34 protein-coding genes are annotated in these 23,229 nt (G+C 61.1%); 1 reads left to right on the forward strand and 33 read right to left on the reverse strand.

The features are described from left to right. Positions 1–3: 3 nt before the first annotated feature. Genes B5D38_RS16785 through B5D38_RS16800 form a run of 4 tightly spaced genes read right to left on the reverse strand, consistent with a single transcriptional unit; the run spans position 4 to position 3,564 of the window. Positions 4–408: a DUF6950 family protein gene (locus tag B5D38_RS16785; RefSeq protein WP_078709591.1), complete on the reverse strand. Its 405-nt coding sequence runs from the start codon at positions 406–408 to the stop codon at positions 4–6. Further along, complete coding sequence (locus tag B5D38_RS16790) at positions 405–977, reverse strand: baseplate hub domain-containing protein (protein ID WP_078709592.1); 573 nt, start codon at positions 975–977, stop codon at positions 405–407. The genes B5D38_RS16785 and B5D38_RS16790 overlap by 4 nt, the downstream gene beginning before the upstream one ends. Next, positions 974–1,597 carry a hypothetical protein gene (locus tag B5D38_RS16795; RefSeq protein WP_078709593.1) on the reverse strand — a complete coding sequence of 208 codons (624 nt, stop codon included), beginning with the start codon at positions 1,595–1,597 and terminating at the stop codon, positions 974–976. Before B5D38_RS16795 ends, B5D38_RS16790 begins: the two co-directional genes overlap by 4 nt. Continuing rightward, positions 1,597–3,564, reverse strand: coding sequence for a tape measure protein (locus tag B5D38_RS16800; protein ID WP_078709594.1), 1,968 nt, complete (start codon positions 3,562–3,564; stop codon positions 1,597–1,599). The genes B5D38_RS16795 and B5D38_RS16800 overlap by 1 nt, the downstream gene beginning before the upstream one ends. A gap of 194 nt (positions 3,565–3,758) precedes the next feature. Here B5D38_RS16800 and B5D38_RS16805 point away from each other — a divergent pair, with 194 nt between their 5' ends. Next, entirely contained in the window at positions 3,759–4,103 is a 345-nt protein-coding gene (locus B5D38_RS16805; protein WP_078709595.1) for a hypothetical protein, read from the forward strand. Between the two features lie 145 nt (positions 4,104–4,248). Here B5D38_RS16805 and B5D38_RS16810 read toward each other — a convergent pair whose 3' ends face one another. The 29 genes from B5D38_RS16810 to B5D38_RS16945 form a co-directional block, all read right to left on the reverse strand. Beyond that, on the reverse strand, positions 4,249–4,659 hold the full coding sequence (locus tag B5D38_RS16810; RefSeq protein ID WP_078709596.1) for a gene transfer agent family protein: 411 nt from the start codon (positions 4,657–4,659) through the stop codon (positions 4,249–4,251). Next, the gene (locus tag B5D38_RS16815; protein WP_078709597.1) at positions 4,659–5,120 is read right to left on the reverse strand and encodes a phage tail tube protein; all 462 of its coding nucleotides are present in this window, start codon (positions 5,118–5,120) and stop codon (positions 4,659–4,661) included. Before B5D38_RS16815 ends, B5D38_RS16810 begins: the two co-directional genes overlap by 1 nt. Positions 5,121–5,150: 30 nt before the next feature. Then, positions 5,151–5,540, reverse strand: a complete 390-nt coding sequence (locus B5D38_RS16820; protein ID WP_078709598.1) for a DUF3168 domain-containing protein — start codon at positions 5,538–5,540, stop codon at positions 5,151–5,153. Continuing rightward, on the reverse strand, positions 5,537–6,046 hold the full coding sequence (locus B5D38_RS16825) for an HK97-gp10 family putative phage morphogenesis protein (protein WP_078709599.1): 510 nt from the start codon (positions 6,044–6,046) through the stop codon (positions 5,537–5,539). Before B5D38_RS16825 ends, B5D38_RS16820 begins: the two co-directional genes overlap by 4 nt. Next, positions 6,046–6,387 (reverse strand): phage head closure protein, encoded by a 342-nt coding sequence (locus B5D38_RS16830; RefSeq protein ID WP_078709600.1) that lies wholly within the window; start codon positions 6,385–6,387, stop codon positions 6,046–6,048. Before B5D38_RS16830 ends, B5D38_RS16825 begins: the two co-directional genes overlap by 1 nt. A 168-nt stretch (positions 6,388–6,555) precedes the next feature. Then, the gene (locus tag B5D38_RS16835) at positions 6,556–7,098 is read right to left on the reverse strand and encodes a head-tail connector protein (protein WP_078709601.1); all 543 of its coding nucleotides are present in this window, start codon (positions 7,096–7,098) and stop codon (positions 6,556–6,558) included. Then, positions 7,058–7,294 (reverse strand): hypothetical protein, encoded by a 237-nt coding sequence (locus B5D38_RS16840; RefSeq protein ID WP_078709602.1) that lies wholly within the window; start codon positions 7,292–7,294, stop codon positions 7,058–7,060. Before B5D38_RS16840 ends, B5D38_RS16835 begins: the two co-directional genes overlap by 41 nt. Positions 7,295–7,375: 81 nt before the next feature. After that, positions 7,376–8,671: a phage major capsid protein gene (locus tag B5D38_RS16845; protein ID WP_078709603.1), complete on the reverse strand. Its 1,296-nt coding sequence runs from the start codon at positions 8,669–8,671 to the stop codon at positions 7,376–7,378. Positions 8,672–8,786: 115 nt separating this feature from the next. Beyond that, entirely contained in the window at positions 8,787–9,416 is a 630-nt protein-coding gene (locus B5D38_RS16850) for an HK97 family phage prohead protease (RefSeq protein ID WP_078709604.1), read from the reverse strand. Then, the gene (locus B5D38_RS16855; RefSeq protein WP_078709605.1) at positions 9,413–10,669 is read right to left on the reverse strand and encodes a phage portal protein; all 1,257 of its coding nucleotides are present in this window, start codon (positions 10,667–10,669) and stop codon (positions 9,413–9,415) included. The genes B5D38_RS16850 and B5D38_RS16855 overlap by 4 nt, the downstream gene beginning before the upstream one ends. 15 nt (positions 10,670–10,684) lie before the next feature. Further along, positions 10,685–12,574, reverse strand: coding sequence for a terminase large subunit (locus B5D38_RS16860; protein WP_078709606.1), 1,890 nt, complete (start codon positions 12,572–12,574; stop codon positions 10,685–10,687). Then, positions 12,540–12,926 (reverse strand): hypothetical protein, encoded by a 387-nt coding sequence (locus tag B5D38_RS16865; RefSeq protein ID WP_078709607.1) that lies wholly within the window; start codon positions 12,924–12,926, stop codon positions 12,540–12,542. The genes B5D38_RS16860 and B5D38_RS16865 overlap by 35 nt, the downstream gene beginning before the upstream one ends. Positions 12,927–13,088: 162 nt before the next feature. Continuing rightward, the gene (locus B5D38_RS16870; protein ID WP_078709608.1) at positions 13,089–13,400 is read right to left on the reverse strand and encodes an HNH endonuclease; all 312 of its coding nucleotides are present in this window, start codon (positions 13,398–13,400) and stop codon (positions 13,089–13,091) included. A gap of 363 nt (positions 13,401–13,763) precedes the next feature. Beyond that, positions 13,764–13,934 (reverse strand): hypothetical protein, encoded by a 171-nt coding sequence (locus B5D38_RS22245; RefSeq protein ID WP_165690887.1) that lies wholly within the window; start codon positions 13,932–13,934, stop codon positions 13,764–13,766. A gap of 371 nt (positions 13,935–14,305) precedes the next feature. Continuing rightward, positions 14,306–15,214 (reverse strand): hypothetical protein, encoded by a 909-nt coding sequence (locus B5D38_RS16875; RefSeq protein ID WP_078709609.1) that lies wholly within the window; start codon positions 15,212–15,214, stop codon positions 14,306–14,308. Between the two features lie 165 nt (positions 15,215–15,379). Continuing rightward, positions 15,380–15,772, reverse strand: a complete 393-nt coding sequence (locus B5D38_RS22860) for a helix-turn-helix domain-containing protein (RefSeq protein ID WP_078709610.1) — start codon at positions 15,770–15,772, stop codon at positions 15,380–15,382. 429 nt (positions 15,773–16,201) lie between these two features. Next, on the reverse strand, positions 16,202–16,693 hold the full coding sequence (locus B5D38_RS16885; protein WP_078709611.1) for a hypothetical protein: 492 nt from the start codon (positions 16,691–16,693) through the stop codon (positions 16,202–16,204). A 190-nt stretch (positions 16,694–16,883) separates the two neighbouring features. After that, positions 16,884–17,312, reverse strand: a complete 429-nt coding sequence (locus B5D38_RS16890; RefSeq protein ID WP_078709612.1) for a ProQ/FINO family protein — start codon at positions 17,310–17,312, stop codon at positions 16,884–16,886. Between the two features lie 159 nt (positions 17,313–17,471). Then, complete coding sequence (locus tag B5D38_RS16895) at positions 17,472–17,687, reverse strand: hypothetical protein (RefSeq protein WP_078709613.1); 216 nt, start codon at positions 17,685–17,687, stop codon at positions 17,472–17,474. Positions 17,688–17,947: 260 nt separating this feature from the next. Beyond that, complete coding sequence (locus B5D38_RS16900) at positions 17,948–18,151, reverse strand: hypothetical protein (protein WP_078709614.1); 204 nt, start codon at positions 18,149–18,151, stop codon at positions 17,948–17,950. Beyond that, on the reverse strand, positions 18,151–18,462 hold the full coding sequence (locus tag B5D38_RS16905; RefSeq protein WP_078709615.1) for a hypothetical protein: 312 nt from the start codon (positions 18,460–18,462) through the stop codon (positions 18,151–18,153). Before B5D38_RS16905 ends, B5D38_RS16900 begins: the two co-directional genes overlap by 1 nt. A gap of 40 nt (positions 18,463–18,502) precedes the next feature. Further along, on the reverse strand, positions 18,503–18,691 hold the full coding sequence (locus B5D38_RS16910; protein ID WP_078709616.1) for a hypothetical protein: 189 nt from the start codon (positions 18,689–18,691) through the stop codon (positions 18,503–18,505). A 92-nt stretch (positions 18,692–18,783) separates the two neighbouring features. Continuing rightward, positions 18,784–19,005, reverse strand: coding sequence for a hypothetical protein (locus B5D38_RS16915; RefSeq protein WP_131829947.1), 222 nt, complete (start codon positions 19,003–19,005; stop codon positions 18,784–18,786). Continuing rightward, on the reverse strand, positions 19,002–19,439 hold the full coding sequence (locus B5D38_RS16920; RefSeq protein WP_131829948.1) for a hypothetical protein: 438 nt from the start codon (positions 19,437–19,439) through the stop codon (positions 19,002–19,004). Before B5D38_RS16920 ends, B5D38_RS16915 begins: the two co-directional genes overlap by 4 nt. A gap of 1 nt (position 19,440) precedes the next feature. Next, positions 19,441–19,677, reverse strand: a complete 237-nt coding sequence (locus tag B5D38_RS16925; RefSeq protein ID WP_078709619.1) for a hypothetical protein — start codon at positions 19,675–19,677, stop codon at positions 19,441–19,443. Next, the gene (locus B5D38_RS16930) at positions 19,677–20,081 is read right to left on the reverse strand and encodes a hypothetical protein (RefSeq protein ID WP_078709620.1); all 405 of its coding nucleotides are present in this window, start codon (positions 20,079–20,081) and stop codon (positions 19,677–19,679) included. The genes B5D38_RS16925 and B5D38_RS16930 overlap by 1 nt, the downstream gene beginning before the upstream one ends. A 111-nt stretch (positions 20,082–20,192) precedes the next feature. Further along, on the reverse strand, positions 20,193–20,615 hold the full coding sequence (locus B5D38_RS16935; protein WP_078709621.1) for a thermonuclease family protein: 423 nt from the start codon (positions 20,613–20,615) through the stop codon (positions 20,193–20,195). Next, a complete protein-coding gene (locus B5D38_RS16940) occupies positions 20,612–20,809 on the reverse strand; it encodes a hypothetical protein (RefSeq protein WP_078709622.1) in 198 nt (65 codons plus the stop codon). Before B5D38_RS16940 ends, B5D38_RS16935 begins: the two co-directional genes overlap by 4 nt. A gap of 111 nt (positions 20,810–20,920) precedes the next feature. Beyond that, positions 20,921–23,140 (reverse strand): bifunctional DNA primase/polymerase, encoded by a 2,220-nt coding sequence (locus tag B5D38_RS16945; RefSeq protein WP_078709623.1) that lies wholly within the window; start codon positions 23,138–23,140, stop codon positions 20,921–20,923. Positions 23,141–23,229 lie beyond the last annotated feature (89 nt).

The following is a 23,229-nucleotide window of genomic DNA, read 5'->3' on the forward strand; positions in this document are numbered from 1 at the left end:
GATTTATCGGACCTTGAAGGCTCGTTTGACAGCCGTGATGGGCTCGTAGCGGACGGACGTCTCGCCGCGACAGGCAAAGCCGAAGGACGTGATAACGCCGGCGCCGATCTTGCCGTCGCGCTCGATCACGCCCACGTCGCCGCGCTGCGCGAGGGACGGCGCCACCTCTTCAAAAGCGGAGGAAAAGACATCTTCGACGGTGCTGAAGCCGCCCTTCTTTAGCTTCCGCGCGGCGCCGAGTTCCGTCGAATAGCCGCGATATCTGCCGAACAGATCCTCGCCGAGCACCGCCTCGACGCAATCGGCCGCGAGCATCCCGCAGTCGCTTTTGCCCCAGGCAAAGGGCATGGCGGCATGACGTTCGATCACGCTGACGAGCGCCTTCTCCCACCCCGTGACGCGCGTCATGGCTTCTTGCGCCCCCACCACAGCTCTTGCTTACCCGCGACCTCGGCGTGCTGAAAAAACAGGTCGCCGTCGTGTATCAGGGCCTGATCGGCGGTGGATCGCATCCGGTAGCCCTCGCGCTGATTGTCGAGCGCGCGGCTCTCGCAGCTAGCGATGAGCTTCGGCTCCGGCCCGTCGTCGTGCTCGATCACGTCGACGTATCCTCGATAGACCGGCTCCCGGAACAGGATCTGTCGCGTGTCGGGATCGATATAGAGGTCGGAGATCGTCACCGGGCGCTGGTGATAGTCCTCCTGCTCGATTGTCGCGAGCACGTCGGGCGTCAGGCCGTCGTCTGGCGCGGCCGCCAGAGTGATCTTCATCCCCTCGGCATCCATCCCCCACGATCCATGGACCGCCTCGACCTCGATAATGCTCCCCGGCAGGTAGGTCAGCCCCTCATAGGTGAGCGGCTGGGTCCCGGTCCAAAACGCGTAGGTCCCGCCCCCGAAGTCGAAGCGCATCAGACCACGGGTGACGATCAGGCCCGCGTCGAGCTTGGCGAGCACCGCTTCAGGTAAAGACCTCATGTCGCGCTCTCCAGAAGCTGGAAGGTGATCGTCTTGAGCGTCGATGAGCCCGACACGTCGTGCGATCCGGCGATCGGCCGCGTTAACAACTCGGCGCGGTCAAACCGAGCCGTCGCACCCACCAGATTAAGTCCAACCGGCGCAGGCGGCTCGATCGTGACGGTTCGGCTCGTGCCGGTGCCCGAAACATCCGAGACTTGCCCGAGATGACGGACGCCGCTCACCGCGGCGAACGAGACATAATCGCCCGGCGAAAGCACGAGCCCCGCGTCGACGCTGGCGATCGCCACCACATTGCCGCTGGCGACACTGGAGACGGTCCCCGGATCAAGCTCCGGGCCTCGGCTCGAAACATTGCCGATCGGTGTGCAGTACCAGGGGTGCCGATAGAGCACCGTCTTGAGCCCGCCCCGCAGCGAGCGCCACCACGCCTCTACCGATGCGGCCAAGGGCGGGCGCAAAGGCTTGGTCGTGAGCGTCACCCGCCAAACGGGATCGGCGTACTCCACGATATTGGTCAGCCGCTCACCCGATCGCGACTGCGACACGGATTCGATAAGCTCCAGATCGGCCCCGACATAGGGCACGTCGGGGATGGCGCGGGGAAAGGTGATGGCCATCAGCGCAACGCCCCGCTGCGCGTCTTAGTCCGGTCCAAATTGGACCGGAACCGGCCATAGGAGCCCTTGTCGTACTCCTTGATCGCCGCCACGATCTTCTGCTCCACGCCTGCCTCGGCTCCACGTGCGTCGATGACATACGAGGGCGAGTAAACCTGACCGCCGGCTGACTTCACGGCGCTATTCGGCAGAATAGTGCCGGATCGCGTCGGGGCGAAGATTTCCGGCCCCTTCTCGCCGACGAGATAGGCCCCGCCCGCAGAAACCGGGCCACCGGAAGCTCGGGCCCCGGAAAGAAGGCTCCCGATGCCGCCAAGCAGACCCCCTAGTCCTCCCCCAGATTTGGGGTCGAACAGATTGTTGAGCGCCATGTCGAGCAGCTTGTCGCCGATCTTGCCGAGGGCATCGGCAAAGGCGTCGGCCGCTGATTTGCCGTCTCGTAGATCCTTGATGAAGCCTCCCAGGGCGTCCTGCCCGAGGTCGCGCATCTCTGCCGCGCTCCGGCGAGCCTCAGATTGGCTTTCATCCAGCTTATTGGCTTCGGCAGTTGCCTGCGCATAGGCTGTGGCGAGCTGATTGATCTGGTCGCGGAGCTGCGGCGTCACCGTGACGCCGGCGCGCTTGGCTGCGGTCAGAAGTTCCTGTTCCGACCGCGCTTTTTCAAGGGTGAAGCCGTAATCATCGATAAGCGGATTGAGCGCCGACTGCGCCAGCGTCTCGGCCTTGATGGCCTCTGTTTCCTCCTGGATTTGCCGCGTCTCGCGCTGCCAATCGTCCTCGCGGGCCTTCTTGGTCTTGGTGGTTTTGGAGCTGTTGACCGGATGATCCAGGATGGAGACCTGGCTCGGCGCAGATGTCACTCGGCTGGTTTTTGATGCCGTCGCGACACCGGTGCCAGCCGTGTCCGAAAATGCGTTGGCGACGCGGCTATCTGCCCCGTCTGCAGCCGGGTTGATGCCGAGCTTGCGCAGCTCATCCGGCGTCATCTCATTCACGCCGAGTATCTCGTTCATTTTCTTGAAGAAAGACGAGTTTCCGACGTCATTCAGCCATTTGTTTAACGACTCGAACCCCTCCGCTGCAGCATCAATGTAAGACGGCAGCTTCTGGATAACGTCTGCGACGGCGTTGAGATTAGCGACCGCGTTACTTGAGGCTCTCGTCGTGTCGTCGAGATGGCCGATCAGCAGCGTCATCGCCGTTCCGATGCGGTTCATAGACTGGGCGACCGTGCCCTCGGCCTTGCTCGCCTGCTCCTGCAACTGGCCCTGCCCCGCCAGGAATGCACGGAAGAACGCCTCGGATGAGACCTGCCCGCTCTTGACGAGTTTCGTCAGCTCCGAAACGGACCCGCCTGCCTCTTTGAGCCCGGCCGCCACCGTGCGCAGGATCGCCTGCCCGCCATCGAGGAGTGAGTTGTACTCTTCCGCCTGCACCGTGCCGTTGCCGAGCGCCTGGGTCAGCTGGAGGAGCGCGCCGGATGCTTCGCTGGCCGAGGTGCCCTGCACGCGCAGCGCGGTCGCCACACCCTCGGAGAACTGGATCAGCTCCGACTGCGAGGCGTGGAGATCCTTGGCCGAAAGGGACGCCCGAGAATAGAGCGTCACCAGAGCATCGAGCGGCGCGCCCTGGCGCATCGCGATCGACGCGAGGCTGTTGAACGTGCCAGCGAGCGCCTCGCCTTCGAGACCCGTCACCTTGAGCGCGTTTTGAAGATCGCGATAGGATGCCGCCGCCTTTGCAATGTCGCCGAGGGTTTGGACGCCGACATAGGCCGTGAGGCCGGCGACCAAACTACGCCCGATCCCCGAAAAGGAGGATTGCAGCGCCTTGCTCATCTTCTGAGCGCGCGTCTCAATGGCGCGGAAGCGCTGGTCGGAAATTCCTTGAGCCTTGCGCAGATCGCGATCATATTTGTTGATCTGAGCCGAGAGCTCAACCACCAGGCGCTCAATATCTGTCGCCATGCCTGTCTCTCTTAATCATCGCCGAACGGGAGAAGGTGAAATGGATTTCGGGCTGCTTTTTCTGATCGGCGTTATGATCACAGCGGCCGACGCCGAAGCGGCGGCCTGCCCGCCATGAGCGCTTTCGCCTCAATTTCGCCCCATTGACACAACCGCTGCGATACAATTCTATCGCCCTCCGCATTGGAGGGATCATGAAAAAGCAGATCATCGCGTTGGTCGCGCTCGCCGCGACGGTGTCGTCATGCGCCAAGCGTCCGGATGCCATTGTGCCGGTCGAGGTGCCCATGGCCGCCTATGGCAATCTGGAATGCAAGCAGCTGGCGCAGGAATACATGAAGGAACAGGGCGCGCTTACCTCCCTCAGCAAGCAACAGAACGACGCCGCCAGTGGTGACGCGTTCGGTGTCTTCCTTCTCGGGGTGCCTGTTTCCAGCGCCTTCGGCGGCGACAAGGAGGGTCAGGTCGCCATCGCGAAGGGCAAAGTCAACGCGATCGAATCCACGATGAAGGCCAAGAGCTGCTCGACTGCAGGATGACAGTTTTATCGGCCGCTCCCGAACCTCATGAGCGCGGCCTCGAACTCTTCTTCCGTGGGCGGCGCCGCCTCTTCCGTGCCGTGCGCCTTCAGCCAACCATTGACGGCGGCGCACCACTCAGCGAGCGATAGCGACAGCGGGTCATTTACGCCGATGGCGGCTGCGCTTCCGACGATCCCGGCGAGGTCGAGACGCTCATCGTCCCCGCCGGGTCGCCTTCCCCCGATTGCTCGTTTCCCTTGTCGCCAGGAAGCCGCGTCATGGATGCGCCGAGGATGCTGAACGCAACGATGCGGCTTTCCTCGATAGGCCGCTCTTCGCAGTAGACGCGGACCTTCTTCAGCGCCTCGACCGGCGTCACACCTCCGCCAATCAGGCCGAGGCGGATTGTTTCCACGACATCTTGTGTGCGGCATTCGCCGTCACGAAGACGCTGGAGCAGACTCCAAACGCCAGCATCTCGCTTGTCTTCGAGCTCGCCCATTTCGGCGAGCCCGAGTCGAAACGGATATTCTCCGTCGCCCCATGCGAGGACTACGGTTCCGTGCTTGTGCATTAGGCGGCATCCGTCCAAGTAAGGATGCCCGTGCTGTCAAGCGTAACATCCGCCGTCACCTTGTCGTTACGGCTGCCCTTCACTTCAAAGCTAGTCAAGAAGAATAGGCCCTCAACATAGCCGCCGCCGTTTGCCGCCGTGACATCCAAGGTCACGCGACAGCGCTTCGGCGCCGCAGACTCCATCCAGTTGAACCAAGTCGCAAAGCTGGTCGTGTGCAGCATTCCCGAGCCAGAAATCGTGCCTGACATGCCGTCCACTTCCCGCTCTTTCCATCCAGCGGCATCGGGGTCATCGCAATCCGGGATGACGAAGTCGTTGCTATCGACTGAGAGGGCAAGCCCGCGCTCAGCATTGATCATGCAGTCCGACGCGAACACCTCATCAGGCGATGCGCCATCGCCAATCTGCACGAGCAGCTTCTTGCCCGAGATCGATTTGACCGGGTTAGCCGTGGCCATATTGAATTCTCCAGATGTGATGATTTGGTGCTAGGCTTCCTCGACGGCGTATCGCATGGTTACAATGCCATGCTTTGTGATGCCATCTGGATCATCCAAATATCTTGCTGTATCAAGCTTAAATAAGACGACGCTGTATCCGTTTAGCGGAAGCTCTTGAGACAGTGCATCGACGATCTCTGCCCCGATTTGCTTTACCTCAGCCGTTGTCCGGCTTTGGCTTCTGCTCCAAATATGACAGTCTATAAAAACTTCCCATGCATCCGAGCATGTATTGCCATCATCAACGATCTGCTCGTCTCCGATCTCAACATATGGGAACACCGCGCCATCAGGGACGCCGTCAAAGATGCGGCCATCAGCCACATCGGCAGATGTCAAGGCGGCGAAGACGGCCGCCTGTACCTGCGGACCAATCATGAATTGGCAACCTTCTGAGCGGCGCGCTTAGTCGCAAGCGCTATACTTGCCTTAATTCGCTTCTTGTTTGCTCGATAGGCAGGAAAAAAATACGGCTGCGGCTTGGTTCCAGGGTGCTGTTTACCGCCGCCGCGCACTTTTCTCCTAATCTTACCGACTACCGTGGCGGCGCCCTTCTCAACGAAGTGCGGCGCCGTGCCGAATTCAACGAGCGCGGCGTACCAAGCCTTCTCATCTCCCGCATGTACCGTGACGCTCAAATCAGGGTCACCAGATGCGCCAGATCGGCCCGTCACGCCTCGCACATTGGCGTTCGCCGCACGGTATTCGCCAAACGTATATCCGATCGACCTCTTAAGGTCGCCGCTATCGACGGGAGCCCACGATGCGGCAGTCTCAGCTATCTCATAGGCGCCCTGATCAAGCGCTTTGCGGATCTCCTTGCGCGCCTCATTAGGCATTCTCGCAAGCTTCTTTTTCAGGCTTGCAAGTCCGCGAACAGCCATTAGACGGCAACTCCTGACTGCGCCATGATCTCGACGACGGATGGGTCATCAGGCGGCAAGCGCACCTCGCGGATGTTGTATATGGTCCCGCTGCGCACGTCGCGGGCCCGCCATTGCGGCGTAATGATCGCGGTCGCGCTTGATCTTCGCACCGTAATCACGGCGGTTTGCGTCCCGCTAAGGCGATCGGCCATGACCTGCTCGCCGCCGTTCCGATACTGCAGCCCTGCCCGGCACGATGTCCGCTCTTCCCAACCTATCACGGTGCCACCGTATTCGTCCCGGCTCATCACCGGTGCGTCGAAAGCGATGCGCTCCTTCAGGCTTCCTGCATTCGGCATTGGCGCTCCGGCCTATTCACTTCTTCGGCGCGGCCAGCGGCGATGGCTCGGCTTGCACATTCACGGCGCACAAAACGCACCGCGCCAGCCTTGAACGCAATCGTAACGCGGCCTCGGCGCTCAGAGGGTCGATAATCATAATTTGAGGTGAAGCGCACCCATGGCATTTTAGCCTCGCCGGAAGTTGCAAAGGAGGCTGTCCATCGTCGTCCAACCGCCGTCTGCGGCGTTCTCGCGGTTTTCGAACGCGTTGGCGATGTAGAGAAGCATGGCGTGCTTCACGGCCGGCGGCACATCGTCATGGCCGACCACTGCCGTTACGGTGATGCGTGATCCGGGCTGGATGGGGGGCCACTGCTGGCCATATTTGAGAACAATGCGCGATTCTATGCCGTCAGATCGCAGCTCGTAGACGCTGGTTGGCAGCGTCACTGCGGTCCCGCCAATAGCATCGTATTCAATGGATGAGATCGACGATACTGGCGCCACCGGCAGATAAGAGAAATCGCCGAATTCGTCGCATTTGATCGTGACCGTCTGGCTTGCGAACATCGCGCCGCAATACCGCTCGACATGATCTCGAGCCGCAGCAATCAAGCGTTCAATCAGATCATTGTCGTCATCGTGGTCGACGTAAACTTGTCGCTTGACGTCGTCCAGAGTGACCGGCTCAGTGGCCGGCGGTGTCGTCACCGTTGCCGGATACCACATTGGATTTTCCTTTCCGGCCGCGGCGTTCGGCAACATGATCGACGACGGTGCGCTCCATTTCCTGGCCAGCGACCGGGATGGCAAATCCGGCTTCGATCATGCGAATGGCCTCCGCATCACCAAATCGATCCGTTTCATCGCCAGGCGACAACGCGAAGTCGACACCAGCAACACTCGAAATCATCTTGATTTTCATCGAAACTCCTTCGGTTCATGAGGTGGGCGGCAAAGACCGCCCACCATGATGAGCCGACCGTCACCATCGGCGGTTCACAACTTACGAAGCGGCCATAATCAGGTGCTTCACCGCAGCGGTGTCGCCGAGCTCGCCGTCGAACCTGATCAGGCCGGCAATACCGAGATCGGGCCAGAATCGCTCACGAAGCACGCCAATGACCGGCGACCCAACCTTGCGGACGAAATACTTCGAGAAGTCACCGAAGATGACGGGCTTCGCGCCAGCCGCAATGGCCGGGACGTCGTCGTTGATCTCGTATCGGTAACCAAGCAGCACGCCAGGTTCGCCCTTGGTGACGTCGCCCATCTGCCACAGATAGTTCCCATCGCCATCCTTGAGCTTGCGGATGGCCGCCAGCGTCAGGTCTGAGAACATCCATCGAGCCTTCGGAGACCGGCGGTAAGCCGCATTGACCGAGTGCAGAAGGTCGATGAGCTCGTCGGAAGCAATCGCGGCAGCGGCCGTCGCGACTTTCCCGAGCGAAGAAGCGGTAACGACACCGTTCGGATCGTCAACGCCGTCGCCGATGGTCAGCTCGCGATTTGCGATACGGCCAAGGCGCTCACCGAGCAGCGCGCCAAGCAGCGCCTCCATGTTGAAGATGCTGTCGGCGGCAAGCTCCATCGAGAACTTGACGAACTCGGTGTCGTAGACATAGGCGCCGAGCTGCTTCTGGCCGAAAGTGGCGTCCTTGCCGCCATCATCCGTCAGCGCAGCGCCCTCGGTGTGCTTTTCAGCCGTAACGCCCGTGTCGTCGATGGTCGGAATGTTGATGATGTTGCCGGAGCTCGTCGGAATGACGGTCGCGATGTCTTCATTGTACATCGGCCCCCAGTCCTTCATCGTTTTGACGATGAAGTTCGCGAGCTCGACCGGAACCGTATAGCCGCCGGCCGAATTGGTGCCGGTCGTCTGCATGCGAGATTCCTTGAGCGACTGAACGCCAGCCCTCAGGATCGCACGCTCTTCGGCGTCGAGTTCTCCGAGATCGGCGCCGCCAGCGAGAAACTTGTAAAACACCTGACGATATTCGGGCTTGTCGCCGTCGTCCTGGCCGCGGTGCTCAACGTTATCACCCTGGTTCGGGCGACGCTTGCGGCGGTCTTCTGCCTCGCGCTCCTTCGTACGCTCCTCAAGCCGCTTCTCGATGTCGGCCATCTTCTGCTCGCGCTCGATCAAGCTCTCGACCTGATCATATTCAGCCATGATGGCGTCGTGACGAGCATCGAGATCAGCGGAGCGCGCCTCGTCTGTGTTGTTTTTGATCTCGTCGAGCGCTTCGCGAGCCTGCGCGACCAGCCGGCCGCGCTTTTCCTGCATCTCGGTCAGGTTCATTGGATAGTCCTTTCGGGCATGAAAAAGCCCGCACACGGCGGGCTATGATGAGATCTGGCAGGACTAACCGTCCGGCCCTCCGGCTGGCGCCGGGTGACTTCGGCCTGATGGCCGGCTACGAGGCGTCCTGCCGGATGCGCCGAAACTTCTGTTCCTGAATTGCGTGTTTCTCGGCGATGCGACGCTGCGCTGCGGCGGCGTTTTCGCGCTTGCGCCGCTCCACATCTCGCGCGGCCTCAGCCTCAGCACGCGCGCTCTCGAGCGATCGCATTGCGAGGCTGGTGTCTGGATACGCCGGGATCGGAGTTGCGGTGACTTCGAACAACTCCACCTCAAGAATGGTCCTATGCGGCAAATCGCCGGTATCGTCCCATTCCTGCTTTGTGACGCGAAAACCAAAGCTCATGCCGCTAATGTCGCCACGCTCAACTAGCGTCCAGAGATCGTTGCCGTCCGTAGTGTCGGGCACATCAATCTCAACCTTCAAGCCGCGATCATCCTCGGCGAGCCGCAAAGTGCCGCTCCTGGTGCGCCCGACGACGCGGCCCGGATCGTGGTTGACGAGCGCGAGGATATCAGCCCTCAGCGCCCTGCTGAACGCCCCAGGAACGATCCGCTCGACCATGAAATCGCCGATTACGGTGTCGCTGTTGAACACCGCTGCGTACCCGACGAGTGTGCGCTTATCGCTGTCGGCTCGCACCTCAACGCCAAGGGAGCCGCCGCGCTTTTCAATGCCGTTCATGCGGCTTGCGCCTCATTCTGTTGATTGTCATTCGCAGCAGCGCCCTGCATCTTTTGCTGTCCCATTGGGACAGTCGCTCCCTGGATCATCAGGTCGTCGCCATTTGGTCGCGATGGCCTGTTCTCAAGCTCTCGCGCCTCGTTCGGCGTCAGCAGCGCGTTCTGCACAGCCTTCGACAGGCCTTCCATGCGCGTCGCGAAGTCGCCTCGCATCAGCCCATCGAGATTATGCTCGACGTACCGGGACGAACCACTGCGGCCGAACAGCTTCAACGTCATCTCGCCCTCGAGCGCCTTCGCCCACTGGCCGATGAGGTGCTTGACGAGGATGGCGCCCTGTTGCTCTGTGTTGCTGTAAGTGCCGTGCGTCAGATCCTGCAGGAAAACCGGCGGTAGCTGGTAGGCGCGAGCAATTTCCTCGATCTGAAACCGGCGCGCGTCGGTCATCTGTCCCTTTTCAGGGTCAAACCCAACAGGCTTCAAATCATAGCCGGCAGGGATCGGGAAAACCTGTTCGCTACTGCCCTTGGCCGCGTCGATCGCGCGCCTGATATCTTGCTGCGCTCTCTTAACCGCATCAGGCCCCGCCGGCATGGGGCCGGACAAGGCCAACGGCGGCACGCCGCCGCCAGCAAAGAAATTGCTGGCGTAGTCATTCATCGCGAGCGCCAACTGGATGGCCTTGCTGGCGCGCGCTATCGGGCCATAATGGCCAGCCGCATCAGCCTTGAGCATGAATGGCACGTCGATGATTTCTGTCGCGTCGTAGGTCTGCCCCCCTACGACATAGGTCAACGTCCCGTTCGGCGACTTTGAAATCGTCGTCTTCGACGGGTCGATCGGCCATATAGCCTCTAGGCTAGCCGGCGTGCGCTCAATCCAAGCCAGGCCACGGCCGCCGGTAAAAACCTGCTGCCAAAAATACTGACGGAACTTGAACGAATCCATGCCGTCATTCGGCGCGTCATGGATTACGGTTTCGATCTTTCCACCGAGCCGCTTCGGTCCGTCTTTCGACGATCGATAGGCGTGGATTGGCAGTGTCGCCAGCGTCCGCGAAAGAAACGCAACCGCAGCCCACACCGACGGCACACACAACGCGCTATCGATGGTGATCGCGGGTAAATTGGCGTCATTCACCCCGAAAAACGTCAGAAAACCGTCGGCACCAACCGGAACCGAGGGATTTTCGATGGATGCGCGCGTTTCAGTAGCGCTGGGTCCGCCCTTGCGGCCCCAATTGAATAGCCTCATTGCGCCACCGTTCTCTTAGGCCACCAGCTTGAAATCCGGATCGTCCCATGGCGACATCACAGGCTGCACCACTGTCGCGCCATCGGATGCCGCGCCGCACGCCATGGCCAGCGCCACGGCAGCGTCGATGCGAACCGAGGCCTTTGACTTCACGAACCAGCGATTATCATGCGCGTCTCTGTCGAAAGTCGCGCCCATCAGGGCAGACATCAACACAGGGCTCGCCCGAAGGCGTATCCGACCATCGACAATCAGGTTTTCGAGCTCGGTCACCGAGCCAGGCATCCAAAGCCCAAGCGGCACCTTCTCGCCTGCAGCCTTGGCCGCCGCTATTTTCTCTTCAGACGGGCGGGCTCGCACCTTGCCGCCCTGCGGGTGCGGCAGCTGCTCAGCGTTGACGCCAAAAATATCCAGCTCTTCCGAAAATCTAGCATAGGCGTAGTTGTCGTACGCGATCGACGCCACGTCATAAAGGCTGTCTATTTCGGCCACGCGCGCCGCAACAACGTCGAACCGCACTCGCGGCCCATCCGTCGTGTTCAAATAGCCATCCCGCACCCACAAGTCATAAGGCTGCTTGTCGGCCTGCGCGCGCGCCATAAGCGTCTGCCCTGGTGTCCACGCCTCGACCCAAGCGTCGTAGGTCGGGAGGTGGGCAACCGATCCGTCATCGCGCTTGACGTCGACGTTCCCGGTCGGCACAACGCACGCGGCGACGGTCATATCCTTCGTTCCGGACAGGTCGATGCCCATGTAAAGCGGTGCGCCGTAGTGAATCGACGGGTCGAAATCCTCCATCACCTTTTCGACCGTCGCCCTCGGCATCCATGCCTTGTCGGCATCCGTCCAAACGCAGAAATGCAGACGTAGAATGCCGTTCAGCTTGCCGGGGATCACCTTCGCCTGGTGGACGACACCAGCCAAGTATTCCTCTGTCAGGATGGTGCCGAGAAGCGGGTTTGCCTTCTTCCAGCACGACGAGTCCTCAAGCGGATCATCGTCTTTGTCGAGAGAGCAGACATAGGCGAACGTCGAATCGTCTATGACCTCGCCGACATAAGCGAAATCATCATCGGGTTCGCGCGTTCCAGCCGCCACCCTGACGGCATGTTCGTGCTCTTCCCAGCACACCGAATTCCGGTCTGATCCGGAGTTCGTAATCATCAACAGAAGCGGCTGACGACGGAACTTAAATCCGCGTTCCAGCATCTCCATAACCGACCGGTCGGGATGCTCGTGCACCTCATCGCACAGCGCAAAATGTGGGCGCAGGCCAGAACCAGTCTTGCCGGCCTCTTTCGATAGCGGCCGGAAAAACGAATTCTTCGCGTGGTAGGCAAGATTATACTCCTTGCCCGGCCCGCCGCTCGGCTTCGTTCGATCCCTTAGCGCTGGCGACTGGTTGCGCATCTTAACCGCATCGCGAAACAGGATATTCGCCTGATCTTTCGTAGCGGCGGCAGCGTAGATCTGAGCGCCGGGCTCGCTGTCAGCCATCATGCCGTACAGGCCGACGCCACCAGCGAATGGCGACTTGCCGTTTCCCTTGCCCTCTTCGATATAGGCGCGCCGAAAGCGGCGATTGCCGCTCGCGTTCTTCCATCCGAACAGCGAACCGAGCTTGAACGCCTGCGACGGGTGAAGCCTAAATGGCGTACCTTCGAATTGACCTTCGCTGAGCTTCAGTCGCTCTTCAAAGAACCGAAACACCCGAACCGCAGCGGCATCGTCCCACCACAGCCCGCGCGCAGCGCCGCGATCCAGGTCGTCAAAATGACGACGGCAGGCGTTTCTGACATGCGGGCCGGCTATCTCCTCGCCGCTCAACACAGCGCGCGCATAGGCGTTCACGCGATCAAGGGCCGTCCCGCTAGTCGAGGATGTCGTCTTTCTCTTCGCCGTCATCTGGTATCGCCACCTTTGACGCGTCGGATGGCGTTGCCCCCATCTGCCCGAGACACTGGCGAAGCAGGTTCAGTGCCTGGACGCCGACATCATCACCGACCATCAATCTGCCGCGGATCGTGGCGGCGATCTCGAGAAAACTGCGGTGCGACCCATTCAGCCACGGGACCTCCCGAACAAACGTTTCCCATGCCGTCCGTGCCTTGCTGGCATTGGTGTCCACCATCCACTCAGGTGGCTCGCCGATCGGACTGTTGACAACCGGTTCTTTTCGGTCCTTAAATCGCTGCGGGTTCTTCGCGTCGCTTGCCTCAAGCGCTGCTTTGGCGCGAGGCGTTCTTGGCCTCGCCATGGCTCACTGCCCTTTCAGGCTCAACATTTGAATGGTGGATGCGCGCGGAATGTGCCCGCGCCGGTCCCTGGAGGCCGTCGTCCTGGAAATTGACGATACCCCCTCCAGTGCGTCATTTATGCAACAGTGACATTTCAGCAACTGCGACTTATTTGTCACACTTCACGCCGGCCAGCCATCGGCCCGGAAGGTCACGACGTCCTGCCCGAGGTCCTCACGCTGCCCTCGGCTGGCGTGGCAGGCCTTGCACGTGCTGATGAACGGCCCGCGCCAGAACGCCCCCTCATCACCTCGGTGCGGCCGAGCATGGTGCACCTCAGTTGCAGTCTCGACGATCTCCCGCTCTAGGCACCACTGACAAAGTGGGTCTTGGGACAGCTTTGACAGCCGCAGCGCGCGCCATTGCGGCGTCTTGTAGAGGCGACGATAAACATCGGCCTCTGCACTGCGTTGGTCAGGACGATCGCTCTTCATCGCCGCGCCCCGTCGCAATCAAGCCAGCAAGAACAATGACGGCGAGAGCACCAATGCCCAAGAGCGGGAACACGAATGGCGTCTCGATAAGATGCTCGGCCATTCACTCACCCAATGACGAACAGGAAGACGGCTCCAAACAAGAGCACACCAAGTGACCAGCCCCACAGAGCTATCGCCAGCCTTCCTGAGAAGTCGGCCATTCACTCACCCATCGCCATCTTAAACAAAACTTGCCGGGCTTCGTCGGCACGGTGCCAGGTGACCGTGTAGCGTCAAGGCCGAAGCCGAGAACCGACCCGCTCAGGCCCGCGATGGGCCAATTATTCGACGGCAGCCGTTAGGCTGGCCATCCTTCAGCCGTCAGGCAGCCAGACGAACACGCGCCTCGCGCACCTTGCGCTCGACGCCTTCATCATCCTTGGTCACAAGGAATTCGCCGCGAGGCGTCTTGGCCTTTCCGACGATGGTCGCCTTCGTTTCGAAGGTGCTTTTCGGCCCGGCCTTGAACATGACGACGGTACCAACTTCCATAACGATTTCCCTTTCTCGATCGCTCTTCAAGAAAGCCGTGGAGACAACCAGTCTTCCGGCCTATCGGCGCTATGGCGCACGATGGGAAAGCCGACCCATGCACAAGCGCAGAGGGACCGGCCATGATGGTCAGGACAAATTGGGATCAAACCATCTTCCTGATGAATGGCGCCCGGCTCAAACTCTTTCGAGGAGCCGGGCTTCACTCTGTCGCGGAGGAGAGACGCGCCGAGAGTGATCTGGTAGTTACGCCCAGCTCAGAGGCGGCATCTTGTGCCGCATGGCCGAGCGTCCGCCGCAGTGCGCGCGGAACTGTGTAGAGGATCAAGCCCCTTCACTGTTCCACACCATGAGACTGCAAATACTCCCGCCTAGGCCGCAACTTTTTTCATAGCGGCCATCAGATTGTCGTTGGCAGCCTGAAGGCGCTTACGTCCTGCCGCATACGCATTCCCGCCCCTTCGGCCAGGCGCCAGATCCGCGATCCCCTTCGCCTTTTCGGTTGCATCGAGTGTCTGCCGACTTTCATCGCTCAGATTGGCGACGGTTGCCGCCCACTCGCTGCGATTGATGTGGGCCATGAAGATATCTTCCCACCCGACAGAGCCGCCACCGCCACCGACTTCCTTTCGCATGCCGATGAAGTTCTCGGCGACATTGCGCGATCCGCACGGCAGGCCCGCAGGGTAGCGACGCACTTCTGGCATGACTGGCGTATTGGCAATGGCATCGGCGAGCATGGCGCGGGATTCGGCGGCTGTGTAAGATCTGCCTCGACAAATCCTGCCGCCAGGCAGAAACCGGAACGCCGCGCCGAACACCTCGGCGAAATACCGGTTGCTCCGATCAATGTCCGATCCGTCCGATCCCTCGCCGCCGAGAGCCCGCTCTTCGATGTCGCGCACACCAAGCATCGATCCGGTCGGCATTCTGATGCTGCAAGCTGTGATCTTGCCATCAGCACTGTAGCGATAGCCGCGCTCCGTCTGCGAGCCGTCGCTAAAACGCAGCCTGCCGATTGCGACGATCTGGCCATCGGCATTGCGATCAGTCTTACCTTCGGCGACTTCGGCCATGATCTCGCCGACCGTTGGGCGCATCGCCCACCGGCGCTCTGTCCGCATTCCATCGACGTCCTCGGGAGACATCTCTGCCGGCTGCGGCGTGGTGCGCCAGTTGGTGCTGACCACCGGGATATCGACAGGATCGACTTCGATACCCTCGGCGATGCCGTCGGGGCGCTGCATCCACGCGAGCAAAGGCGCCAGAGCATCGGCCATGGCACCAAGCTTTGGGTATTCTGTCGCCCTGCGAGCAGACATGATCTCACTATCACTGGATGGCGCGACGGCGCGCCATGCATCTACGACATTGCGATGTTCTTCAGGGGTACGACAAGACATCTTTGCCATCCATCTCGCGGCGCTGATGGTATATAGTAAAATTCACACCCTAAATGACGTCAGAGGCCGCAAATATCGTCGTTGCTTAAGTCGGTTGTATGGGTGTTGGCGCACGCCATGGATGATCGTTGTGTGATCCTTGACGCCGACGAGCTTGGCGATTTGCGCATATGAGAGGCCGGTTCGCCTGCGGCACCAGTAAGAGATGGCTTGCCGCGCATCTGGCAGCGGACTTGTCCTGCGGTGGCTGCGAAGGTCGTCGATCGTCACGCCATAGGCCAGACAGATCAATCTGGCGATCCGCAAACCAGGCTGCGCCGTCGCAAGTGCAGCCGAATAGTCCATGACCAACTGGATACGGGAACGCGACCCGTTCGCAGCTCCGTATCTAGCGATATTCGCACCGCCAGATGTGGACGTTGATGGCATCGCCATTGATCCCCCCAAAGCCACAACCGCAATAGGTTGTACTGATCAGAAAATACAACTTCCCCACGGTACTGGTTTAGGTGGGGATTTTAGCTACTCGGGTGGTTGCGGGAGAGCCTACCTCACCCCTCCCCACCTCCCCCTATATCCCCTTTAGGGGATAGGGGGGTGAGGGAGGTGGGGGCGGTGGGGTCTCTCCAGCACCCTCCAGCCGGAAGTGAGATGAAGGAGGTGGGCTGGGCTGGGTGAGGAGTGCTCACTAAGTCAACCCCTCTCCACAGTGGGCATGCCTACTTTGGACCATCCATCGAGCCCCAAAACCCCGAAATCGCCATAACGGCACCGTGGAGCGCTTTTCAGCCATTCCGGCTAGGGACGTAGCCGACAACTCTGGCGCGCCAATCCTGAGAAAACGTCGTGGGGAACAGAAGAAAACTATTCGCCCATCCAGCCCCGAACGATCCTCTCGACTGCGTCTGCGACCTCGTTTTCTTCCCTTTCCTTGACCACGGCCTGCCGGTCGAAGCCCAGCTCTGCCAGCCGTTTGTGGCGGGCGGTTTGCTCCGATGATGGCCTGCCGTCGGCGTTCTTCAACTCGATCAGGCCCAGCCGGCCGTGGGGAAGATAGATCCTGATGTCGTGCTCGCCCGGCGTCATGCCGGTGGCCTTGGCCTTGACCTTCGACGATGGCGAAAGCAGCGGTAGGCCGTTCATATCGCCCGCAAAAGCGAAATCGAGGCCCCGCGCCGCCATCCCGTGCAAACGCTTGATCGCGGCGGCTTGGAGCCGCCATTCGAGCGGCGGCGCATCTGTGACCTTGGTTGAAACCGATCCGTCCAGGTGCGTCGTCGTGGTGACGCGAATCCGCTTGCCGTCGCGGGTGACGGTCTGGCGGGTGACCCTTGACCGCGGCTTGGCTTGTGCCATTTTTCCCACCTCCTGGGATGGCTTCCCCACATCATCCCTACGGGGGATGTGGGCGAATAGAAGTTTCGGCTCATTTTCCCCACCATTCCCACCCGCCTTTATGGCGTGGGGAAGTTGTAATTGGCGTGGTTACGCCTCGTTTTGGTTGTGGTGAGCTATCGCCGAGGCGTAGCAGGACTGTCCTTACCTATTACCGCCCAGCCATCTTACCCGCCGCATAGGTGGCTTCCTCGGCCGTCACGACGCCAGACGGTTCGCCAGCGAGATCGATGCGCGGCGCGCCCTCGACGACGTTCCTAAGGTAGCGGCGGCCGTTGGTGTAGTCGAACATGGCCGATCGCAGATCGCCGCGCGAGATGTCCGGCATGGCCGCGATGATGTCGTGGTAGATGCCGATTTTGAGTGGCGTCTTGTCCGCGCCATGAGCCGCGAAGCACTTCGGGAAGGATTCGGCAAGGGCTGCCCGACCGCGCCGAGCGCGCTCGCGAAAGATGCGGCGGCGGCGGGTACTTCTGGATTCGGATGATGAAGTCGCCTCGACTGACGAGGTCGTATCAACTAGCGAATTCGTCTCGACTGATGTCGTGGATTCTGTCGGCATGACATCCATTGCATTCATCTCCCCTGCTCCTGACTGGCGATGCGGTAGGCCGAAAATCGTTCTTGATCGGCCATCACGATCCGCGCGGATGTCTTTGCGGCATGGACCACGGCGGCGGACATGAGGCAGCCACACAATAGAAACAGCAGGCACCACCCGCAGAAGAACCGGCCCATCTCACAGCCCCATCGCCGCGAGCTCGCCGCGCGCCCTGTTGAACCACTCGATGCCGAACGCGGCCATAAGAACCGACCGAACTTCGGAGGCCTCGCACGAAACCGCCTGCCAATCGGAATCGCGGCCGCGCATGAGCGTGCCGAGGTGGGCGAGCCGGTCGCCGCGAAAAAGCCGAATGGTGGGGGATTTGCCGTTATTGGCGAAAATCGTAATCATGATGGTTCTCCATCTGGTGTTCGGGTCGGGGCGAGTGCCGCGGCCGGAGAGTCATTTTCAGGAGTGGTTGCCGGGGCGATGCGGTGCCCCGGCTTTTCAAGGTCTCACCAGCCATACCGAGGCCAGACATCTCGGCGGCGGGCGGTTGCCGTACCAATCGATCCCCGCATCACGCTCGCGGCCGATGGGCAGGCTGCGGGCTAGGTGTCTCGTCGGCGGCGGGAGCGCCACCAAGTGGAGGAGGAGCCAGAGCGGCATCGTCAGGCGTTCTCGGCGATCTTGCGAGCCAACGAGCCATCTGCAAGCGCGGCGCTCGCATCGATCGCCTTGTAAAAGCCGAGGGACCTCTCGCCGTGAAACAACTCACGTTCGGAGTTCCCACAGGCTGGCGTATTCCGGACTTCGACGCCGATCGCGGCCAGCATCTCTTTCGTCGTGAGTTCACGAGCCTTGGCGCCACCCATCACGCCGCCGCCATCATGTCGTCGTAGTTGCCCTCGACGTGGGCGCGGGCCTGAGCGTCGATGTCGATGAAGTTGTCGATCTGAGATTCTGCCATGTCGGCCCACTCTGGATCGAATGCCTTCTCGATCGCGATGCGGATATCGCGGGCTGGCGTCAGGCATATGCGCCAATCCACGACGCGCGCTCCGTCGAAGATGTCGGCCGAGCTTCGGCGGCAGATATCGCTGGCCGCATCCATGCAGTTGCCCTCGATGATCCTGATCGTCCTGGTGCCGTTGGCACGGGTGAACGCAAGAATGGTGGCGAACATTGTTGATCCTGTAAAATGGTGGCTGCGGGCAAAAAAACGCCTAAGGCCGGCAGTAGAAGATCGTGTAGAGCGACCCGGCGTCGGTGGCGGTATTGACAGCAGCGCCAGTCGCCTCATGCTCGGTCTCGAATGGCATAGTCATACCATCGTCTTCGCTCAAAACATAACGGAGCTTGTCTCTGAAGATGTAGAACGTCATCGACATCACCTCTTCGCCATCGATGATCACTGTCTACCATCTCACCATTTTACCGTCAACAGAAAAATGGTAAAAAAGAAGGCGCCTCCCGCGGCGCCTTGAATGTCTTGCTTTACGGCTGTCTACTTGGAGCGCCAGGGCTCCAGCCCGGCCGCGAGCGCGGCGAGCGCCAGGCCAATCTCCGGAGGCGGCACGAGGCGATCCTTGTGCCCCTCCGGCAGCTTCCAGCGCCACACTTTCGACCGTCCGCTGTCAGGCCATCCTATCGCCCGCGCCAGGGCAAGATCGGACAGGCCGTGCGCCTCCTGAAACGCTTGGATATCGGAGCCGGTCAAATCCATCATCGATCATACTCCGCCCACGCCCAGGCGAGGCACCGGGAGAAATCACCCGTCCATGCGAGCGCGTCCGGATGCGCCATCGCGCCTGGCTCCAGTCTGTCGGCGATCCACGGCGCGGGTGGCGGATCATCCGGCCGCGTGGCAAGCGGCCGCTCGTGGAGCATCCGCCACAGCTTCGGGCCGTCGCGGCTCTTGAGACAGACGGCCGTCGTCAGGATCGGTGTCCCGTCATCGTGGTAAAGCGTCGCCAACATGGTGTTGCGCGTCGCGTGGCTTGAAGCGAGGTGATAGCCTTCGCAGCCGGGCACGGCGGGCTTGCCGCCCGTCAGCGCGCTGTCGAGGATCGGCCGCATCATCTCGATGACGGTGTCGGCCACGGCCTCCCGTGGCTGTCTCGCCCGGTGGCCTGTGTCGAGGGTGACATGGCTAAAGTACACCTCACACCCTCCTTAGCCCAAGACTTTGGATAAAATGGATATGAGGGCGACCATCCGGTGACACCGAGCCTTGGTAGCCGATGTGCCTTCCGCCGACAAAAACACCATGGCGGATACAGCTCGGGTCGCCATCGATTTCTTTGTCGATCTCATAGTCGCGTTGGATCGCATGGAGCAGCGCCGTGCGGAGCTGCTTGGGATTGGTCGCCGAAAACTTGACGTGAGAATAGTCGGTCATCACAGGTCGCTCTTCGGATCGTAGAAGCGGCGGGCAAACTCATCGTGCTTGGCCATGCGGCGGTCGGTCTCGATGCTGGCATCAAGGCGCCGGCTGACCTCGGCGCGATACTCGGCGATCAGGCCATCGACTTCCGCGAGCTTGTCGGCGGGAATCTGAGAGTGGGCATAGGTGATGATGGTCTTTTTGCCTTCTTGCCGGGAGCCTGCCTGGAATTTGAGGCAAGGGCCGTGCTCGCCATACTCGACGCGCTCGAATGATGTTGTGCAGATGGCCCCGCAGCGCAGCTCGAGCTCCCAGCACGCCTCTGTGAAATTGTGATCGGAAATGAGTTCGCGCTCGGTGATGATCGAAATGGTGATTTCCGATCCGCGCGGCGTCGTGAACGAAACGGACTTGGTCATTTTCGGCTCCTGCCCCTGATCCCCGAGGCGCGGTCATCAGCTCGCTGCTGACAGCTTAAATATGTATCGTGACGATACAGATTGCAAGGGGGGGATTTGAGAAAATGTTGTTCACCGCCCGCACCAGACATTGCCGCGGTTCGGCCACGGCTGGGCGAGGTTCTCGCGGATCAGAGCATCGCCAGCATCTCGGCCGTCGGAGAGATCGATCTTGACCAGGGCGCGCCCATAGCGGCCGCTCTCTCCGCTCCAGTGGATTTGGTATCCCTTTCCCATCATCTCGCGTAGACGGTCGCGAGAGGCGACAGCAAGCCGCTTTTCGGCTGCACATTCTGGATGGGATAACTCGGGCGCGTCGACTAATTCGAGGCGCCATTTTCGCCCGGCCTCCCAGCCCGTGTCGCCGTCGACGATGCATGTCAGGTGCCGCGCGGCGCGGTTGCCGCCAGTGCAAACAGGGAGAGGATCTGCCTCTGCCGGATGGTTGATCGTCACGACAAAGCCGGCCAGCATCAGCGCTATTCCGATCTTCATTCACCAGCCCTCTCACAAGCCCTCATCACGATCCTCGCGCCGTGGCGCAGGATAAGCGACTCGCCTGGATAATGCTTGGCCGCCAACGGAAGCGCATCGCGCGCCACAACGAACCTGTCAAAGCTGGCCACCCACTCGTCACCCTGCGGGTCTTCGCGCTCGATGACAAACTGATGCGGGGTGCGGATCGCCATGATGGATCAATGTTCACCGTTCGTTCTCTTCTCCATAAAGCGAGAAAGGGCGCCAATCAAGGCGCCGCTATCGCTTTCGTGCCGTCTACGGCATCCATGTCGATCAGACCCTCACGCCGCAGCTCTGACGTATGTCGTCAGCCGGTCAGGATGCTTGAGGTCGGTGCCCTTCACGTCCTCTCGCATGAGCACACCATCGTCGATCCACGCATCGATCATCCGCTCAATCCGCGCGTGCTCTGCCGATTTAGCCCTGCCCTCCGGCAGGTCGATTTGCAGGATATCGGCCACCTGATGCCCGATCCAGTCTTTCGACTGGTAATTATAGGTCAGCGACATGCCAGCCGCGCGGGCCTTGATCAAGTCGATCTGCTCAGCCGGAACCCCCTTGATCATGTCGGCTTTCGTTGGCAACTGCCATGCCGTGACAACCGGCGCGTGATCCTGCTTGAGCATGGCGACATTGCCTCGAGCGTGGCGCTGACGGCCGTTGCCGAGCCCAACCGACACGATGTGTCGCCAATCCGCACGATGCGACAGCGGCGTCAGATTGGCCTTGCCATAGGTGATCGAGAAATAGCCGAACCGATCGTCTGGCGAGAGGCTTGCCGCCTTGGCCTGATCCTCCGTCATCCGGTTGAGCACACGCACCGACCTGGCCGCGCCGATCAGCGACACCGCGCCGCGGGCATCGTCTACCGTCGCCTCGCGGTCAGCAACCTTGCGCAGATGATGGACGATGTCGATCGCGCAATTCGCGTCGTTGGCGATCTGAGCCCACAACTTGGCGACCTTGTCGATGGCGCCGTTATCGTTCTCGTTGACGCCGTGCGTCGACACGAACGGGTCTATGATCGCCACGTCGATGCGGTTTTTGGCGAGTTGCTGCACTACCGCCTCGACGATCGGCCGTTGGATTTTTAGGCCGGTGCGCCGATCGTCGATCGCGACGACAACCTCCTGCTCACGGCCACTGTCGACGAAGAGATAGCCGTCGATGTCCTCGCGCGTCAGGCCGAAATGGATGCATGCCGCCATGATGCGCCGATCGAGCTCGTCGCGCGGATCTTCAGCGTTGAAGAGCCAGACGCGCAACCGCTGAGGCGGGGCGACACCGTTCAGCGCCTTGCCACTGGCCATGGCCAGTGCCTCGACGATACTATTGGATGTCTTGCCGATACCGCCAGGCGCCACCGTCACCGAGACATATTTGCGGATATAGTGCTGGCCGAATGCGAACTCACGGCGCGGCAAGGTCGACGGATCGACCCAGGCAAACGGCGTCAGGACAATGGGGCTGTCGTCGGTCGCTTCACCCCCTGCCGGCGCGGTGTCGTCGATCTTCCCGCTGCCCCACTCGATGCTCGCCGCTCCGCCGCCCTTGGCGAGGCCGGTGGCGATCATCTGTTTCACATCCACAAGGCGGGTGTTGTCCTCGCGAAAGGTCGGCTCCGGAATATCGCGCGGGTGGTTCATGCCAGCCTCAAGGCCGCGGCGGATCTTGGCGCGCACCTCACGATCGCCGTCGGTCTCAAGCAGACCATTGGCAATTGCCGCGCCGAATAGCCGGTCCTCGGCTTCATCCCGCGATAACACGTCGGCCCCGACGAGCTGTCCCATCGAAAAGGCGCTGGCGTTGAGCTGATAGCCTCGGCTGCCCCTCCCCGTCTCCGCCAATTCGCGCATCTCGGCGTCGACTGCATGCTCGACGTAGGGCGCCAAGTCGCGAGACGGCGCCGACGCTGGCGCGACGGATGGACTGGTCGCCTTCGGCTGCTCTGCTTTCTTGGTCACGGCATCGATGAGCCACGCCGGCGCCTCGGCGATCGGCAGATTGTTGTCCCACGAATAGATGCCACCGTCGGCCATGACGCTACCAGGCGCAATGACATAACCGCCCGTGCCGCGGGTATCGACGCCGGGCGCGATAGCCGCCTTGTTCCTCACGCCGTCGACGTGGCGCCAGAAATAATGTGTGCCGCCGCTCGGCGTCGTCGCCGTGAGCGTCTCGGGTAAAGCACCGTTCTTCACCTCCATTTCCGCCAGCCACGCGCGGCCGTCAGCGTGATCCGGAGGAACGTCGATGTCGAGCACCCACGCGCCGATCGCCTCGCCTGTAGGGATGCCCACCATGGCGGATGGATATTTCCGTTCCCACCACGCGCTCACGATGGCCTGCCGTGTGGTCGCGTCCTTGAGCCCGCGCGGCGTGAGCGGCGACTTGGCGTCCCTGATCTCGCCCGTCTCTGGGTCGTGCTCCTCGCCGGCGCGGCAGGGGAAGACGGGCCATCCGCGATCACGGTAGGAGAGAGCTAGGTCGATTGGGGTCATTTCATCGTCCTATCTTGCGCATAATTTTGCGTACTGACGCTTGACACCCGTGCGTTAATGCGCAAATATATACGCACCAAAGGGGGCCG

It is taken from the genome of Consotaella salsifontis, from assembly GCF_900167365.1.
Classification (GTDB): Bacteria; Pseudomonadota; Alphaproteobacteria; order Rhizobiales; family Rhizobiaceae; genus Consotaella; species Consotaella salsifontis.

Excerpts from the sequence above, each read along its gene's own strand:
- B5D38_RS16815 (WP_078709597.1), bottom strand. The coding sequence starts at position 5,120 with ATGGCCACGGCTAACCCGGTCAAATCGATCTCGGGCAAGAAGCTGCTC.
- B5D38_RS22245 (WP_165690887.1), bottom strand. The coding sequence starts at position 13,934 with ATGGAAGTTGGTACCGTCGTCATGTTCAAGGCCGGGCCGAAAAGCACC.
- B5D38_RS16835 (WP_078709601.1), bottom strand. The coding sequence starts at position 7,098 with ATGTGGTATCCGGCAACGGTGACGACACCGCCGGCCACTGAGCCGGTC.
- B5D38_RS16890 (WP_078709612.1), bottom strand. The coding sequence starts at position 17,312 with ATGAATGCAATGGATGTCATGCCGACAGAATCCACGACATCAGTCGAG.
- B5D38_RS16795 (WP_078709593.1), bottom strand. The coding sequence starts at position 1,597 with ATGGCCATCACCTTTCCCCGCGCCATCCCCGACGTGCCCTATGTCGGG.
- B5D38_RS16830 (WP_078709600.1), bottom strand. The coding sequence starts at position 6,387 with ATGCCGAATGCAGGAAGCCTGAAGGAGCGCATCGCTTTCGACGCACCG.
- B5D38_RS16875 (WP_078709609.1), bottom strand. The coding sequence starts at position 15,214 with ATGGCCGATGCTCTGGCGCCTTTGCTCGCGTGGATGCAGCGCCCCGAC.
- B5D38_RS16860 (WP_078709606.1), bottom strand. The coding sequence starts at position 12,574 with ATGACGGCGAAGAGAAAGACGACATCCTCGACTAGCGGGACGGCCCTT.
- B5D38_RS16805 (WP_078709595.1), top strand. The coding sequence starts at position 3,759 with ATGAAAAAGCAGATCATCGCGTTGGTCGCGCTCGCCGCGACGGTGTCG.
- B5D38_RS16925 (WP_078709619.1), bottom strand. The coding sequence starts at position 19,677 with ATGACCGACTATTCTCACGTCAAGTTTTCGGCGACCAATCCCAAGCAG.
- B5D38_RS16900 (WP_078709614.1), bottom strand. The coding sequence starts at position 18,151 with ATGGGTGGCGCCAAGGCTCGTGAACTCACGACGAAAGAGATGCTGGCC.
- B5D38_RS16790 (WP_078709592.1), bottom strand. The coding sequence starts at position 977 with ATGAGGTCTTTACCTGAAGCGGTGCTCGCCAAGCTCGACGCGGGCCTG.
- B5D38_RS16785 (WP_078709591.1), bottom strand. The coding sequence starts at position 408 with ATGACGCGCGTCACGGGGTGGGAGAAGGCGCTCGTCAGCGTGATCGAA.
- B5D38_RS16825 (WP_078709599.1), bottom strand. The coding sequence starts at position 6,046 with ATGGCTGTTCGCGGACTTGCAAGCCTGAAAAAGAAGCTTGCGAGAATG.
- B5D38_RS16945 (WP_078709623.1), bottom strand. The coding sequence starts at position 23,140 with ATGACCCCAATCGACCTAGCTCTCTCCTACCGTGATCGCGGATGGCCC.
- B5D38_RS16930 (WP_078709620.1), bottom strand. The coding sequence starts at position 20,081 with ATGACCAAGTCCGTTTCGTTCACGACGCCGCGCGGATCGGAAATCACC.
- B5D38_RS16915 (WP_131829947.1), bottom strand. The coding sequence starts at position 19,005 with ATGATGGATTTGACCGGCTCCGATATCCAAGCGTTTCAGGAGGCGCAC.
- B5D38_RS16940 (WP_078709622.1), bottom strand. The coding sequence starts at position 20,809 with ATGGCGATCCGCACCCCGCATCAGTTTGTCATCGAGCGCGAAGACCCG.
- B5D38_RS16850 (WP_078709604.1), bottom strand. The coding sequence starts at position 9,416 with ATGAACGGCATTGAAAAGCGCGGCGGCTCCCTTGGCGTTGAGGTGCGA.
- B5D38_RS16935 (WP_078709621.1), bottom strand. The coding sequence starts at position 20,615 with ATGAAGATCGGAATAGCGCTGATGCTGGCCGGCTTTGTCGTGACGATC.
- B5D38_RS16845 (WP_078709603.1), bottom strand. The coding sequence starts at position 8,671 with ATGAACCTGACCGAGATGCAGGAAAAGCGCGGCCGGCTGGTCGCGCAG.
- B5D38_RS16905 (WP_078709615.1), bottom strand. The coding sequence starts at position 18,462 with ATGTTCGCCACCATTCTTGCGTTCACCCGTGCCAACGGCACCAGGACG.
- B5D38_RS16810 (WP_078709596.1), bottom strand. The coding sequence starts at position 4,659 with ATGCACAAGCACGGAACCGTAGTCCTCGCATGGGGCGACGGAGAATAT.
- B5D38_RS16870 (WP_078709608.1), bottom strand. The coding sequence starts at position 13,400 with ATGAAGAGCGATCGTCCTGACCAACGCAGTGCAGAGGCCGATGTTTAT.
- B5D38_RS22860 (WP_078709610.1), bottom strand. The coding sequence starts at position 15,772 with ATGGCGATGCCATCAACGTCCACATCTGGCGGTGCGAATATCGCTAGA.
- B5D38_RS16800 (WP_078709594.1), bottom strand. The coding sequence starts at position 3,564 with ATGGCGACAGATATTGAGCGCCTGGTGGTTGAGCTCTCGGCTCAGATC.
- B5D38_RS16855 (WP_078709605.1), bottom strand. The coding sequence starts at position 10,669 with ATGAGGCTATTCAATTGGGGCCGCAAGGGCGGACCCAGCGCTACTGAA.
- B5D38_RS16885 (WP_078709611.1), bottom strand. The coding sequence starts at position 16,693 with ATGGCACAAGCCAAGCCGCGGTCAAGGGTCACCCGCCAGACCGTCACC.
- B5D38_RS16840 (WP_078709602.1), bottom strand. The coding sequence starts at position 7,294 with ATGAAAATCAAGATGATTTCGAGTGTTGCTGGTGTCGACTTCGCGTTG.
- B5D38_RS16895 (WP_078709613.1), bottom strand. The coding sequence starts at position 17,687 with ATGATTACGATTTTCGCCAATAACGGCAAATCCCCCACCATTCGGCTT.
- B5D38_RS16820 (WP_078709598.1), bottom strand. The coding sequence starts at position 5,540 with ATGATTGGTCCGCAGGTACAGGCGGCCGTCTTCGCCGCCTTGACATCT.
- B5D38_RS16865 (WP_078709607.1), bottom strand. The coding sequence starts at position 12,926 with ATGGCGAGGCCAAGAACGCCTCGCGCCAAAGCAGCGCTTGAGGCAAGC.